Origin of the sequence: Streptomyces sp. NPDC015144, assembly GCF_043079735.1 — a bacterium.
Lineage (GTDB): Bacteria > Actinomycetota > Actinomycetes > Streptomycetales > Streptomycetaceae > Streptomyces.
The window spans coordinates 62015-75324 of the sequence record NZ_JBIBUU010000018.1 but is presented as its reverse complement, the minus strand read 5'-3'; the positions used below and the strand labels follow the sequence as shown (position 1 = coordinate 75324).

At 73.2% G+C, this 13310-nt stretch carries 12 protein-coding genes; 6 read left to right on the top strand and 6 right to left on the bottom strand.

Features of this window, described 5'->3' with window-relative positions; all coding sequences use genetic code 11:
- Nucleotides 1-15: 15 nt before the first annotated feature.
- Both ACF08W_RS26820 and pta read right to left on the bottom strand, forming a co-directional pair.
- Entirely contained in the window at nucleotides 16-1392 is a 1377-nt protein-coding gene (locus tag ACF08W_RS26820; RefSeq protein ID WP_352277256.1) for an acetate kinase, read from the bottom strand.
- Nucleotides 1393-1399: 7 nt separating this feature from the next.
- Nucleotides 1400-3475: a phosphate acetyltransferase gene (gene pta, locus ACF08W_RS26815; protein ID WP_392280778.1), complete on the bottom strand. Its 2076-nt coding sequence runs from the start codon at nucleotides 3473-3475 to the stop codon at nucleotides 1400-1402.
- Between the two features lie 250 nt (nucleotides 3476-3725).
- Here pta and ACF08W_RS26810 point away from each other — a divergent pair, with 250 nt between their 5' ends.
- Together ACF08W_RS26810 and ACF08W_RS26805 are read left to right on the top strand one after the other, a co-directional pair.
- Entirely contained in the window at nucleotides 3726-4751 is a 1026-nt protein-coding gene (locus ACF08W_RS26810; RefSeq protein WP_352277259.1) for an ATP-dependent 6-phosphofructokinase, read from the top strand.
- 241 nt (nucleotides 4752-4992) lie between these two features.
- Nucleotides 4993-5970 (top strand): helix-turn-helix domain-containing protein, encoded by a 978-nt coding sequence (locus ACF08W_RS26805; RefSeq protein ID WP_392280777.1) that lies wholly within the window; start codon nucleotides 4993-4995, stop codon nucleotides 5968-5970.
- A 21-nt stretch (nucleotides 5971-5991) separates the two neighbouring features.
- On the opposite strand, the gene ACF08W_RS26800 is transcribed toward ACF08W_RS26805, so the two are convergent.
- The 3 genes from ACF08W_RS26800 to ACF08W_RS26790 all read right to left on the bottom strand — a co-directional run bounded on the left by ACF08W_RS26800 (nucleotide 5992) and on the right by ACF08W_RS26790 (nucleotide 9196).
- On the bottom strand, nucleotides 5992-6630 hold the full coding sequence (locus ACF08W_RS26800) for a helix-turn-helix domain-containing protein (protein ID WP_392280815.1): 639 nt from the start codon (nucleotides 6628-6630) through the stop codon (nucleotides 5992-5994).
- Nucleotides 6631-6833: 203 nt separating this feature from the next.
- On the bottom strand, nucleotides 6834-7508 hold the full coding sequence (locus tag ACF08W_RS26795) for a response regulator (RefSeq protein WP_352277263.1): 675 nt from the start codon (nucleotides 7506-7508) through the stop codon (nucleotides 6834-6836).
- Complete coding sequence (locus ACF08W_RS26790; protein WP_392280776.1) at nucleotides 7505-9196, bottom strand: ATP-binding protein; 1692 nt, start codon at nucleotides 9194-9196, stop codon at nucleotides 7505-7507. The genes ACF08W_RS26795 and ACF08W_RS26790 overlap by 4 nt, the downstream gene beginning before the upstream one ends.
- Before the next feature lie 167 nt (nucleotides 9197-9363).
- Here ACF08W_RS26790 and ACF08W_RS26785 point away from each other — a divergent pair, with 167 nt between their 5' ends.
- The 3 genes from ACF08W_RS26785 (at nucleotide 9364) to trxA (ending at nucleotide 11580) form a co-directional block, all read left to right on the top strand.
- Nucleotides 9364-10722, top strand: a complete 1359-nt coding sequence (locus ACF08W_RS26785) for a cation:dicarboxylate symporter family transporter (protein ID WP_385215210.1) — start codon at nucleotides 9364-9366, stop codon at nucleotides 10720-10722.
- 102 nt (nucleotides 10723-10824) lie between these two features.
- Nucleotides 10825-11229 (top strand): MerR family transcriptional regulator, encoded by a 405-nt coding sequence (locus ACF08W_RS26780; protein ID WP_352277267.1) that lies wholly within the window; start codon nucleotides 10825-10827, stop codon nucleotides 11227-11229.
- A 3-nt stretch (nucleotides 11230-11232) separates the two neighbouring features.
- Nucleotides 11233-11580, top strand: coding sequence for a thioredoxin (gene trxA, locus ACF08W_RS26775; RefSeq protein WP_385215213.1), 348 nt, complete (start codon nucleotides 11233-11235; stop codon nucleotides 11578-11580).
- A gap of 72 nt (nucleotides 11581-11652) precedes the next feature.
- Here trxA and ACF08W_RS26770 read toward each other — a convergent pair whose 3' ends face one another.
- Nucleotides 11653-11853 carry a hypothetical protein gene (locus tag ACF08W_RS26770; RefSeq protein ID WP_392280775.1) on the bottom strand — a complete coding sequence of 67 codons (201 nt, stop codon included), beginning with the start codon at nucleotides 11851-11853 and terminating at the stop codon, nucleotides 11653-11655.
- 461 nt (nucleotides 11854-12314) lie between these two features.
- On the opposite strand from ACF08W_RS26770, the gene ACF08W_RS26765 reads away from it, so the two are divergent.
- Nucleotides 12315-13304, top strand: coding sequence for a CehA/McbA family metallohydrolase (locus tag ACF08W_RS26765; protein WP_392280774.1), 990 nt, complete (start codon nucleotides 12315-12317; stop codon nucleotides 13302-13304).
- Nucleotides 13305-13310: the final 6 nt, after the last annotated feature.

The following is a 13310-nucleotide window of genomic DNA, read 5'->3' as shown; positions in this document are numbered from 1 at the left end:
GGGGCGCGGGGGCGCTCAGTTGTGGACCTCTCCGACGCCCCCGCCGGGCCCTCCGACGTCCCCGCCCGGCCGCCCGGCGGGCACCGCGCCCGGCCCTCCGGCGGCCTTCCCGCCCGGCCCGACGAGTGCGAAGGTCTGGACGGCTATCTCCAGCTCCTCGTCCGTCGGCACCACGGCGACCGCGACCCGCGCGTACTCCGGCGAGATCAGCCGGGGCTCGCCGGACCGCGCGTTGTTCAGACCGGCGTCCACCGCCAGGCCCAGCTCCTCCAGGCCGGCGACGGCGGCCTCCCGCACCGGTGCCGAGTTCTCCCCGACCCCCGCGGTGAACACCACGGCGTCCACCCGGCCCAGCACCGCCGTGTAGGCGCCGATGTACTTCTTCAGCCGGTGCACGTAGACGTCGAAGGCCAGCGCCGCCCGCTCGTCCCCCGCGTCGACCCGGCGCCGGATCTCCCGCATGTCGTTGTCGCCGCAGAGGCCGACCAGACCGCTCCGCTTGTTGAGCAGCACGTCGACCTCGTCCGCCGACATCCCCGCGACCCGCATCAGATGGAAGGTGACGGCCGGATCGACGTCCCCGGAACGGGTCCCCATCACCAGCCCTTCCAGCGGCGTCAGCCCCATCGAGGTCTCCACGCACCGGCCGCCCGCCACCGCCGAGGCCGAGGCACCGTTCCCCAGGTGGAGCACGATGACATTGACCTCCTCGGGGGTGCGGCCCAGCAGCTCGGCGGCCTTGCGGGAGACGTACGCGTGCGAGGTGCCGTGGAAGCCGTAGCGCCGGATGCGGTGCTCGTCGGCGGTCTCCGCGTCGATCGCGTACCTGGCCGCGTACTCCGGCATCGTCGTGTGGAAGGCCGTGTCGAAGACCGCCACCTGCGGCAGGTCCGGCCGCAGGGCCCGCGCGGTACGGATCCCGGTGATGTTCGCCGGGTTGTGCAGCGGGGCCACCGGGACCAGCCGCTCGATCTCCTCCAGCACCGCGTCGTCGATCACCACCGGCTCGGTGAACCGGAGCCCGCCGTGGACCACCCGGTGGCCGATCGCCGCGAGCCGCGGCGAGTCCAGGCCGAGCCCGTCGGCGGCCAGCTCCTCGGCCGCCGCCCGCAGCGCCTCCTCGTGGTCGGCGATCCGGCCGGTCCGCTCGCGGGTCTCGCCGCCGCCGCCCAGCAGCGGGGTGTGCACCAGACGCGAGGTCTCCTCGCCGATCCGCTCCACCAGCCCCACCGCGAGCCGGGTCCGGTCGCTCATGTCCAGCAGTTGGTACTTCACCGACGAGGAGCCGGAGTTGAGCACCAGCACGCGGTACGCGCCCGCCCCGGCGGGGTCCGCGGCGGCGCCCTCCTCGGTGGTCCCGGTGCCCGGGTTCTCGGTGGTCGGGGCGGTCATCCGTTCCTCACTGCTCCTTGCCCTGCGCCTGGATCGCCGTGATGGCCACGGTGTTGACGATGTCCTGGACGAGCGCTCCGCGCGACAGGTCGTTGACCGGCTTGCGCAGGCCCTGGAGCACCGGCCCGACCGCCACCGCGCCCGCCGAGCGCTGCACCGCCTTGTACGTGTTGTTGCCGGTGTTCAGGTCCGGGAAGACCAGCACGGTGGCCCGGCCCGCCACCTCCGAGCCCGGCAGTTTCGTCGCGGCGACGCTCGGCTCCACCGCGGCGTCGTACTGGATGGGGCCCTCGATCCGCAGGTCCGGCCGGCTCGCCCGGACCCGCTCCGTCGCCTCGCGCACCTTGTCGACGTCGGCCCCCGAGCCCGAGGTGCCCGTCGAGTACGAGAGCATCGCGATCCGGGGATCCACCCCGAACCGGGCGGCGGTGGCGGCCGACTGCACCGCGATGTCGGCGAGCTGTTCCGCGTCCGGGTCCGGGTTGACCGCGCAGTCCCCGTACACCAGCACCTTGTCGGCCAGGCACATGAAGAAGACCGAGGAGACGATCGACGCCTCCTCCTTCGTCTTGATGATCTCGAACGCCGGGCGGATCGTCGCCGCCGTGGAGTGCACGGCCCCGGAGACCATGCCGTCGGCCAGTCCCTCCTGGACCATCAGGGTGCCGAAGTAGTTGACGTCCGCGACGACGTCGTACGCCAGCTCCACCGTGACCCCGCGGTGCGCGCGCAGCTGGGCGTACCGCTCGGCGAACGTGCGGCGCAGCTCGGAGCGCTGGGGGTCGAGGATCTGGGTGTCGGCCAGGTCGATGCCGAGGTCGGCGGCCTTCTTGCGGATGAGGTCGGGCTCGCCGAGGAGGGTCAGGTCGCAGACGTCGCGCCGCAGCAGTACGTCGGCGGCGCGCAGCACCCGCTCCTCGGTGCCCTCCGGCAGGACCACCCGGCGCCGGTCGGCGCGGGCCTGCTCCAGCAGTTCGTGCTCGAACATCATCGGGGTGACCCGGCCGCTGCGGGCCACCGAGATCCGCTCCAGCAGCGCCGAGGTGTCCACATGGCGCTCGAAGAGGCCGAGCGCGGTCTCCGCCTTGCGGGGCGTCGCGGCGTTCAGCTTGCCCTCCAGGGCGAAGAGCCGGCCCGCCGTGGGGAAGGAGCCGCCGGCCACCGAGACGACCGGGGTGCCCGGTGCGAGTCGCGCGGCCAGCGTGAGTATCTCCTCGCCGGGGCGCTCGTCGAGGGTCAGCAGCACCCCCGCTATGGGCGGGGTGCCCGCGCTGTGCGCGGCGAGCGAGCCGACGACCAGGTCCGCCCGGTCCCCGGGCGCCACCACCAGGCAGCCCGGTGTCAGCGCCTTCAGCAGGTTGGGCAGCATCGCGCCGCCGAAGACGAAGTCCAGCGCGTCCCGGGCGAGCCCCGAGTCGTCGCCGAGCAGCACCGTGCCGTCGAGCGCCGCGGTGATCTGGGCGACGGTCGGGGCGGAGAGCGCCGCGTCGTCGGGCAGCACCGAGCAGAGGACGGGCAGGGTGGCGGTCAGCCGGTCCGCGATGGCGTCGCGGTCCTGTGCCGCCACCCGGTTGACCACCATCGCGATGACGTCGCAGCCCAGCCCGGCGTACGCCCGGAAGGCGTTGCGGGTCTCGGCCCGCACCGACTCGGCGGTCTGGCCCTTCCCGCCGACCACCGCGATCACGGAGGCGCCGAACTCGTTGGCCAGGCGGGCGTTGAGCGCCAGCTCGTCGGGGAGCTGGGTGGCGGCGAAGTCGGTGCCCAGGACCAGCACCACCTCGTACTTCTGGGCCACCTGGTGGAACCGGTCGACCAGCCGGGAGACCAGCTCGTCGGTGCCCTGCTCGGCCTGGAGGGCGGACGCCTCGTGGTAGTCGAGCCCGTAGGCCGAATCGGGGTCCTGGGGGAGGCGGTAGCGGGAACGCAGCAGCTCGAAGAGCCGGTCGGGTCCGTCGTGCACGAGCGGGCGGAAGACGCCGACCCGGTCCACCTGACGCGTCAGGAGCTCCATGACACCCAGATCGACGACCTGACGGCCGTCTCCCCGGTCGATCCCGGTCACGTACACGCTGCGCGTCACGCGTGTTCTCCCGTCGGTCCGCGGTTTGGGATGGTATTGCCATGTTGACGATACCCGCGGGCCCCGATCCGCCGCCCGCCGGGAGAACCGGTCCCTGAGCGGCGCGGGAAGCGGCCCGGGGGAGCCGCCGGGCGGCCGGGGGCGCAAGGTCCAGACCTCTCGTGGGACAATCGCCGTGGCTCAGGGCAAGGGGGGTATCCGCACGTCCCCCCGACGCGGCACGGCACTAGTGAGCAGGAGACACAGCACGATGCGCATCGGAATTCTCACCGCAGGCGGCGACTGTCCGGGCCTGAACGCAGTGATCCGCTCGGTCGTGCACCGCGCCGTGGTCGGCCACGGGGACGAGGTCATCGGCTTCGAGGACGGGTTCAAGGGGCTCCTCGACGGCCACTTCCGCCCCCTCGACCTCAACGCCGTGAGCGGCATCCTGGCCCGTGGCGGCACCATCCTCGGCTCGGCCCGCCTGGAGCGCGACCGGCTCCGCGAGGCCGCCGAGAACTGTGCCGAGCTGAGCCGCCGTTACGGCATGGACGCGCTGATCCCGATCGGCGGCGAGGGCACCCTGACCGCCGCCCGGATGCTGTCGGACGCCGGGATGCCCGTCGTCGGCGTGCCCAAGACCATCGACAACGACATCTCCGCCACCGACCGCACCTTCGGCTTCGACACCGCGGTGGGCGTCGCCACCGACGCCATAGACCGCCTCAAGACCACCGCCGAGTCGCACCAGCGGGTCATGGTCGTCGAGGTGATGGGCCGGCACGCGGGCTGGATCGCGCTGGAGTCCGGCATGGCCGGCGGTGCCCACGGCATCTGCCTGCCCGAGCGCCGCTTCGAGGTCGACGACCTGGTGAAGATGGTCGAGGAGCGCTTCGCGCGCGGCAAGAAGTTCGCCGTCATCTGCGTGGCCGAGGGCGCCCACCCGGCCGAGGGCTCCATGCCGTACGCCAAGGGCGAGATCGACCAGTACGGCCACGAGCGGTTCCAGGGCATCGGCAACCGGCTGGCCATCGAGCTGGAGAAGCGGCTCGGCAAGGAGGCCCGGCCGGTCATTCTCGGCCATGTGCAGCGGGGCGGCACGCCGACCGCGTACGACCGGGTGCTCGCCACCCGCTTCGGCTGGCACGCGGTCGAGGCCGCCCACCGGGGTGACTTCGGCCGGATGACGGCGCTGCGCGGCACGGACATCGTGATGGCGCCGCTCGCCGACGCGATCACGCAGCTCAAGACGGTTCCGCTGGACCGGATGGAGGAGGCCGAGTCGGTCTTCTGACCCCACCCGTACGGGGCGCGCCGCCCCGTACCGGCCGAGCGGCTCCGACCGTCCCCCCGTGGACGGTCGGAGCCGCTCGGCGTTCCTCCCGGTGTCCGCGCCCGCCGGGACGGCCGGTCCGGGGCGGGGCGCGGTGCCAGAAACACTCTTGAGCAGCCGGGGCCGATCAACAAGGCTTGCCCCTGTCCCGGACATGTCCCAGTCCTGTCCGGGCACGGGACACGGGGGAGGGGCGCGGCGGATGGCGGTCGAGGAGAGGGCTCCGGACCCTCGGGAGGCGCACGGCGCGCCGGAGTTCGTCGCCCTGCTGCGGGCCCTGAAGGACGCTTCCGGGCTGACCTTCCGCGAGCTGGCGCAGCGCGCCGAGGCGGCCGGTGAGGTGCTGCCCCGCTCCACGATCGCCAACATGCTGGCCCGGAACTCGGTCCCGCGCGAGGAGCTGCTGGCCGCTTTCGTCCGCGCCTGCGGCCTCGGCCCCGAGGGGGTACGGGACTGGCTCGATGTCCGTGCGGAACTCGCCGCCCGCCGACCCCGCACCGGCGCCGCGGACCCGTCGGACAACGCCCCGTCCGCCTCCGTCGAAGATCCCGCCGCGCTCCCCGCCGAGCCGCCGCCCGTGCCACTCCCCGGCCCTGGCGCACCCCGGCGCCGCCCCCGCGCCCTGGTGGCGGCCGTCGTGGCGGCCGTGGTGCTCGCCGCCGCCGGAATCACCGCCGCCCTGCTCGTCCCGGACGGGGACAGCCCGGGCGGCCCCGTCTCCGGCCCGGTCGCCGGGCGGACGGTGCAACTGCGCTCCGTCGACTCCGGGCTGTGCTTCTCCGAAAAACGGGGCACGCAGCTCGGCTGGCTGTACCAGGTGGCGTGCGGGCAGGAGACGATCCCCGCCTTCTCGCTCCAGCCGCTGGGCGACGACACCTGGCGGATCGTGACCGACCACCCGGACTACGGAAAGGGCTGCACCGGTGTCGTCGACGGGGCACCCGACGCCGGGGCCCCGCTCCAGGACCAGGAGTGCGGGCTGCGCGGCAGAGCGGAGGAGTTCCTGATCCGGCCCGTGGGCGCCCCGGTCCAGGGCTACCGCATCGTCCCCGCCCACACCCGGCTCTGTGTCGGCACGGAGGGCCGGAGCACGGAGCGCGGCGCCAAGCTGGTGCAGACGGACTGCGCGGGGCCGGACCGGGGCAAGGTGTTCTCCTTCGACCCGGTGGCCGCCGGCTGACCCCTTACGGCGGAGGCGGTGTCACGCCTTCGGGCCGGGGGCCTCCGCCGCCCGCCAGAACCGCTCCAGCACCGTCGCCAGGAACTCCCGCCCCGCGTCGCCCGTCGTCCCGGGCCGCTCCTCGCCGGTACTGCTCCAGCTCAGCGTCGACACCATCAGCGACTGGTAGTCGGAGTGCAGCTCCTCCAGCACGTCCTGGAGGAATCCGCGCTCCAGCGGCACCAGCTTGGCCACCGCCCGCAGTTGCGCCTGCCAGCGCGTGGTCACCGCGGCCCGCAGCGCCTGGGCCAGCTCCTCGTCCCGGCCGCACACCGATACGAAACCGGCCGGTGTCAGCCCCAGCGCCTCGGTGAGCGCCGCCGACTGGCGCTCGTTGCCGCGCCAGCGCCCGGCCTTCTCCATCCGCAGATACGCGGAGGTGCCCACCCCCACCAGCCGGGCCAGCTCCTCCGCGCTCAGCCGCCGCGCCGTCCGGTGCTCGCGCAGGGTGCGCGCGGCGGTGAGGAGTTCGTCCGGGGAGCACCACAACACCCCGGCCAGCGCCGTGAGTTCGTACGCGCTGGGTACGGCCTCGCCGCGCTCCCAGGCGACCACCGTCCCGGTCTCGATCCGGAGCCCGTACTGGGCCGCGAGGCCGTACGCGACATGGCCGGGAAGCATCCCCAGGGCCTCGCGCAGCCGGCGCGCGGCGGGGGCGTTGAACGGCGGGGAGGGAGGCACGGCCCCACGGTAGGAGTCAAGGCGTTGCCTGACTACGGTGTGTTCCACCGATATCCAGGAATCGTAGGAACATCCTAGGAATTCGGTGGAGTCTTCCGGGAACGCCGGGTGTCCCGGGAATCCGGCCGGTTGTCCCGCTCCGTTCAGCGGTCCCGGCTCACCCAGCGGTAGTACAGCTCGGGGCGGCCGACCTGCCCGTAGTGCGGGCTGCGCGCCGCGCGCCCCGCCGTCACCAGATGCTCCAGGTAGCGGCGGGCGGTGATCCGGGAGATGCCCAGCTCCTCCCCGGCCGCCCGGGCCGTCACCCCGTCCGGGGCGGCCCGCAGGGCGCGGGTCACCGCCTCCAGGGTGGGTCCGCTCAGCCCCTTCGGCAGCCGGGCCGGTTCGGGGGAGCGCAGGACGCCCAGGGCCCGGTCCACCTCGTCCTGGCCGCTCGCCTCCCCGGCCGCCGCCCGGAACTCCGCGTACCGCACCAGCCGGTCGCGCAGGGTCGCGAAGGTGAACGGCTTCAGCACGTACTGGACGACCCCCAGCGACACCCCCTCCCGGACCACCGCCAGATCCCGTGCCGAGGTCACCGCGATGACGTCCGCCGCGTGCCCGGCCGCCCGCAGCGCGCGCAGCAGCTGGAGGCCGTGCCCGTCGGGCAGGTACAGATCGAGCAGCAGCAGGTCCACCGGGGTGCGCTCCAGCGCCCGTACCGCCTCCGCCCGGGAGCGCGCGACGGCGGCCACCGCGAAGCCGGGGACCCGCTCCACGTACATCCGGTGGGCGTCCGCCGCCACCGGATCGTCCTCGACGACCAGTACCCGGATCATGCCGTGGCCTCCTTCGTGTCCGGTGCGGGTGCGGGGCGGGCCGCCCCGGTCAGCGGCAGCCGTACGGTGAACCGCGCCCCGCCGTCCGGTCCCGCGTCCAGCACCACCGTCCCGCCGTTGCGGTGCACCGCCTGCCGGACGAGCGCGAGGCCGATGCCCCGGCCGGTGCCGTGCGTCGACCAGCCCCGGTCGAACACCTCGGCGGCGTCCTCGGGGGCGATCCCGGCCCCGGTGTCGGCGACCCGCAACAGCAGCTCGCCCTCCCCGGTGAGCGCGGTGACGGTGACCCGGGCGCGTCCGGCCCGGCCGCCACCGCCGTCCGGCCCGCGCTGGGCGGGTACGGCGCCGGGCGTGCCGGTCGCCGCCTCCGAGGCCGCGTCCACCGCGTTGTCGATCAGGTTGCCGAGGACCGTCACCAGGTCCCGCTGCGGGAGCGTCGCGGGCAGCGCGCCGTCGTCGATCAGGCTGTCGTCGGCGAGCACCAGCTCCACCCCGCGCTCGTTGGCCTGGGCCGCCTTGCCGAGCAGCAGTGCGGCCAGCACCGGTTCACCGACCGCGCCCACCACCCGGTCGGTGAGCGCCTGGGCCAGCTCCAGTTCGGCGGTGGCGAAGCCCACCGCCTCCTCGGCCCGGCCCAGTTCGATCAGCGAGACGACGGTGTGCAGCCGGTTCGCCGCCTCGTGGGCCTGCGAGCGCAGCGCCTGTGTGAACCCCCGCTCGGAGTCCAACTCGCCGGACAAAGCCTGGAGTTCGGTGTGGTCGCGCAGGGTCACGACGGTGCCGCGCTGCTCCCCGCCGACCACCGGGCGGGTGTTGACCACGATCACCCGGTCCGCCGTGAGATGCAGCTCGTCGACCCGCTCCCCGTCCGCCAGCAGCGCCCCGGTCAGCGGGGCGGGCAGCGCCAGCTCGTCGACCCGCCGACCCACCGCCCCCGGAGCCAGCCCCAGCAGCTCCCGGCCCGCGTCGTTGATCAGCGCGATCCGGCGCCGCCCGTCGAGCATCAGCAGCCCCTCACGGACCGCGTGCAGGGTGGCCTGGTGGTAGTCATGCAGCCGGCTCAGCTCGGCGGCGTTCATCCCGTGGGTGTGGCGCCGCAGCCGGGCGTTGATCACGTACGTGCCGATCCCGCCGAGGGCGAGCGCCCCGCCCGCCGCCAGCGCCAGCGCCCCGAGCTGGTCCCGTACCTGCGAGGAGACCCGGTCCACGGTGATGCCCGCGCTGACCAGGCCGACGACCCGGTCACCGTCCAGGACCGGGGTGACGACCCGGATCGACGGGCCGAGCGTGCCGGTGTACGTCTCGGTGAACGTCTCGCCGCGCAGCGCCCGCGCGGTGTGCCCGAGGAACTTCTCGCCGATCCGGTCGGCGTCCGGGTGCGTCCAGCGGACCCGGTCCGGGGACATGATCGTGACGAACGCGATCCCGGTGTCCGCGCGGACCCGCTCCGCGTACGGCTGGAGCACGGCGGACGGGTCCGGGGTGCCGATCGCCTCCCGTACGGACGGCGAGTCGGCGACCGACAGCGCGGCCGCCCGCACCTGCTTGGCCGCCGTCTCCTTCGCCTGCCCGCTGCCGGAGGCGTACGCGAAGAACGCGCACCCCGCCACCACCGCCGTCATCAGCACCACCTGCATGGCGAAGAGCTGACCGGCGAGGCTGCGCGGACGGGTACGGGGGAGACGCATGGCCCCAGTGTGCCTGGCCGAAAACCGGTGAACTAAATGCACGCAACGGTGACCGGCGTCACAGAGAGCGAGATATTCGCCGGGGGTTTTTCCGGCCCGGACCGTCGGAGCAGCCCTTGCGCCCCCAGGGACGGGGGAGTGACCCGGACGAGCCGAGGAGAATTCCCGTGGGAGTGGCAGCCGCCAGGCGGGACCGCACGCACTATCTGTATCTGGCCGTGATCGCGGCCGTGGCGCTCGGCATCCTGGTGGGCTTCGCGGCCCCGGGTGTCGCCGTCGAGCTGAAGCCGATCGGTACCGGCTTCGTGAACCTGATCAAGATGATGATCTCGCCGATCATCTTCTGCACGATCGTGCTGGGCGTCGGCTCGGTCCGCAAGGCCGCCAAGGTCGGTGCGGTCGGCGGCCTCGCCCTCGGCTACTTCCTGGTGATGTCGACCGTCGCGCTCGGCATCGGCCTGCTCGTCGGCAACCTCCTGGAGCCCGGCCAGGGCCTCCACCTCACCGAGGCCGTGCGCGCCGCGGGCGAGAAGCAGGCGGCCGGGGCGAGCGAGTCCACCGCCGACTTCCTGCTCGGCATCATCCCGACCACGATCGTCTCCGCCTTCACCCAGGGCGAGGTCCTCCAGACCCTGCTGGTCGCCCTGCTCGCGGGCTTCGCGCTCCAGGCCATGGGCGCGGCCGGTGAGCCGGTGCTGCGCGGCATCGGCCACATCCAGCGCCTGGTCTTCCGTATCCTCGCCATGATCATGTGGGCGGCCCCGGTCGGCGCCTTCGGCGCGATGGCCGCGGTGGTCGGCGAGACCGGTGTCGACGCGCTGAAGTCCCTCGCCATCATCATGGTGGGCTTCTACCTCACCTGTGCGATCTTCGTCTTCGTGGTGCTCGGCACCATCCTGCGGCTGGTCGCCGGGGTCAACCTGATCTCCCTGCTCAAGTACCTGGGCCGCGAGTTCCTGCTGATCCTCTCCACGTCCTCCTCCGAGTCCGCCCTGCCGCGGCTCATCGCGAAGATGGAGCACCTGGGCGTCAGCCGCCCGGTCGTCGGCATCACCGTGCCGACCGGCTACTCCTTCAACCTCGACGGCACCGCGATCTACCTCACGATGTCCTCGCTCTTCATCGCCAACGCGATGGGCGACCCGCTGAGCGCCGGTGAGCAGATCTCGCTGCTGCTCTTCATGATCGTTGCCTCGAAGGGCGCCGCCGGGGTCACCGGCGCGGGCCTGGCCACCCTCGCGGGCGGCCTCCAGTCGCACCGCCCCGGCCTGGTCGACGGCGTCGGCCTGATCGTCGGCATCGACCGCTTCATGAGCGAGGCCCGCGCCCTGACGAACTTCGCGGGCAACGCCGTGGCCACCGTCCTGGTCGGCACCTGGACCAAGGAGATCGACAAGGAGCGGGTGGACCAGGTCCTCTCCGGCGCCCTCCCCTGGAACGAGCAGATGCTCGCCCAGGAGGGCGGGGCCGACGCCGCCGACGTACCGGCGCCCCGCGAGGCCGAGGCCGCCACGACCAAGGCGTAGCCACCTCCCGGACCACGACGGCCGGGGCCGCCACGGACGCTTCCGTGCCGGCCCCGGCCGCTGTTTGCCTTGACGCCGACGTCAAGGTCTACCGTTCACGCCATGCGAATCGGGGAACTCGCCGAACGGGCCGGTACGACCACGCGGACGCTGCGCTACTACGAGTCGCGCGGACTGCTGCCCGCGCGCCGGGCCGGCAACGGCTACCGCGACTACGGGGAGGACGACCTCAGGCTCGTCCAGCAGATCCGGACCCTCCAGGACTTCGGGTTCGGGCTGGAGGAGACCCGGCCGTTCGTCGAGTGCCTGCGCGCCGGCCACCCGGCCGGTGACGCCTGCCCCGCCTCGCTCGCCGTCTACCGCAGCAAGCTCGGCGAACTGGACGCGCTGATCGAGCAGCTCCGCACCGTCCGCGACCAGGTGGGCGCGCAGCTCGCCCGCGCCGAGCTGGAAGCCTCCGCCGAGCTGCCCGGCGGACCGGAACCCCGTTGTGAACTTGGAGGATGACAGATGATCCACACCGCACAGGGCGTCGCGGAGGTCACCGACGCCACATTCGAGGAGCGGGTGCTCGCGGCCGGGCTCCCCGTCCTGGTGGAGTTCACCGCCGACTGGTGCGGCCCGTGCCGCCAGTTGGCCCCGGTGCTCTCGGCCGTCGCCGCCGAACTGGCCGGGCGGATGGAGATCGTCCAGCTCGACATCGACACCAGCCCCGCCACCGCCGCCCGCTACGCCGTCCTGTCGGCGCCCACCCTGATCGTCTTCCGCGACGGCGAACCCGTCCAGCAGATGGTCGGCGCCCGCCCCCGGCGCAAGCTCCTGACGGAACTGGAGCAGGTGCTGGACGGAGCGGGCTGAGGGACCGTCGCCGCGGACCGGGCCGCTTCCCGGCCCGGTCCGGCCCCCGTGATCCGCACGCGCCCGCGGTCGTCAGCCGCCCTCCTCCCCGTCGGCGAGACGGCGACGCCACCACAGGTCGGAGCGCCACTGCCGATGACGGGCGAAGGGATCGGGCAGGGTGCGCCGGAGGTAACCGGCGTCCAGGAAGGCCACGCGGTGTCCCAGCTCCACACGGGGGCGGTCCGGCAGTCTCCGCAGGACCAGTTCGAGCACATCGCGTGCGTGGCGCACGTCGTCGAAGGAACACCCGGCACATGAGCACCGCGCGTATCGCGGGTAGAGAGCGCCGTGTCCCGGCCGTGCCAGGAACGCCCGGTACCGTCGCAACGCGTGTTCCGTGGCACCCGGGTAGACGTAGTACTCGTCGGAAGCCCACTCCACCCGGTGGATCGCGAGGCTGGTGCGGGCCGAGAACCCGGTGAGCCGGTCCGGGGACAGCTCCTCCCAGACACGAGGGCCACATCGTTGGGCACGCAACGTGCCCGGCCGTCTACGCGGCATCGGCCTTTCGGTATACGGTCATGAAGGTCATCATGCCAGCCTCCCCGTCCCTGCCGGAACGGTGCGACAGGAGCTGCTGACGACGCCGGAACGAGAGCCTGATGCCTCACGCGGGGGCGGTGCCCGGTGGTGTCACGGAGCGGCTTCGCCGCGCGGCCGTCCGCTCGGCAGACCTTCGACCGAGGAGCACCGTGTCGAGTTCGAGCTTCCCACCGGTACGGGCACCGGGGCGCGGGGCGGGCTGGTACCGCGGGGACTGCCATGTCCACTCCGTCCACTCGGACGGAGAACTCACTCCCGAGGAGTTGGTACTGCGGGCCCGCACCGCCGGGCTCGACTTCATCGCGACGACGGAGCACAACGCTGCCGCGGCCCCCGATGTCTGGGCGCACCTGGCTGCCGACGACTTCCTGATCGTGCTGGGCGAGGAAGTGACCACGAGGACCGGGCACTGGCTTGCGCTCGGTACCGGCCCCGGTCACGTCGTCGACTGGAACCACCAGGTCAGGGACGGGCGGATCGACCGGTGCCTGGATCAGGTCCATCGGATGGGGGGCCTGTGCGTGGTCGCGCATCCCCACGCGCCCTACCCGTCGGGCGACTTCATGTTCTCCTTCCGGGGTTTCGACGTGGTGGAGGTGTGGAACGGGCTGTGGACTTCGGACCGGCCCTGGAACGCCGACAACGAGGCCGCCCTGGCCGAGTGGGGGCGGAGCCTCGCCGCCGATGTCCGGACGGGCTCCTGGCGGCCGGCGATGGGCAACAGCGACACACACCTCGAGGGGCAGATGGGCACCCCGCACACCGTGGTCCTCTCCGAGGAGCTGAGTACCCGGGCGATCCTCGCCGGGATCGGCTCGGGCCGCAGCTGGATCGCCGAGTCGGCGGAGGTGGACGTGTCGTTCACCGCCCGTACCGACGGCCGCGTCGTCGGGGTGGGCGAACAGCTCGCGACTCACGGCGGGCGCGTCGAAGTCCGGGCGGCAGTACGTGGCGTACCGGCGGCGGACATCAGCTTCCACACCGATGGCGGGAAAGTCCACCGCGCGTCGCTTCCCGGTGACGGGGCAGGCGCGGTGCGGTGGCAGACGACGGCGGAGGAATCGATGTTCGTCCGCATCGAGGTCCGCCATCCCCACGGCCACATCGCCGCACTCACCAACCCGATCGTCCTGATCTGACCGGTC

Excerpts from the sequence above, each read along its gene's own strand:
- ACF08W_RS26820 (WP_352277256.1), bottom strand. The coding sequence starts at position 1,392 with ATGACCGCCCCGACCACCGAGAACCCGGGCACCGGGACCACCGAGGAG.
- ACF08W_RS26810 (WP_352277259.1), top strand. The coding sequence starts at position 3,726 with ATGCGCATCGGAATTCTCACCGCAGGCGGCGACTGTCCGGGCCTGAAC.
- ACF08W_RS26805 (WP_392280777.1), top strand. The coding sequence starts at position 4,993 with ATGGCGGTCGAGGAGAGGGCTCCGGACCCTCGGGAGGCGCACGGCGCG.
- ACF08W_RS26800 (WP_392280815.1), bottom strand. The coding sequence starts at position 6,630 with ATGCTTCCCGGCCATGTCGCGTACGGCCTCGCGGCCCAGTACGGGCTC.
- ACF08W_RS26795 (WP_352277263.1), bottom strand. The coding sequence starts at position 7,508 with ATGATCCGGGTACTGGTCGTCGAGGACGATCCGGTGGCGGCGGACGCC.
- ACF08W_RS26790 (WP_392280776.1), bottom strand. The coding sequence starts at position 9,196 with ATGCGTCTCCCCCGTACCCGTCCGCGCAGCCTCGCCGGTCAGCTCTTC.
- ACF08W_RS26780 (WP_352277267.1), top strand. The coding sequence starts at position 10,825 with ATGCGAATCGGGGAACTCGCCGAACGGGCCGGTACGACCACGCGGACG.
- trxA (WP_385215213.1), top strand. The coding sequence starts at position 11,233 with ATGATCCACACCGCACAGGGCGTCGCGGAGGTCACCGACGCCACATTC.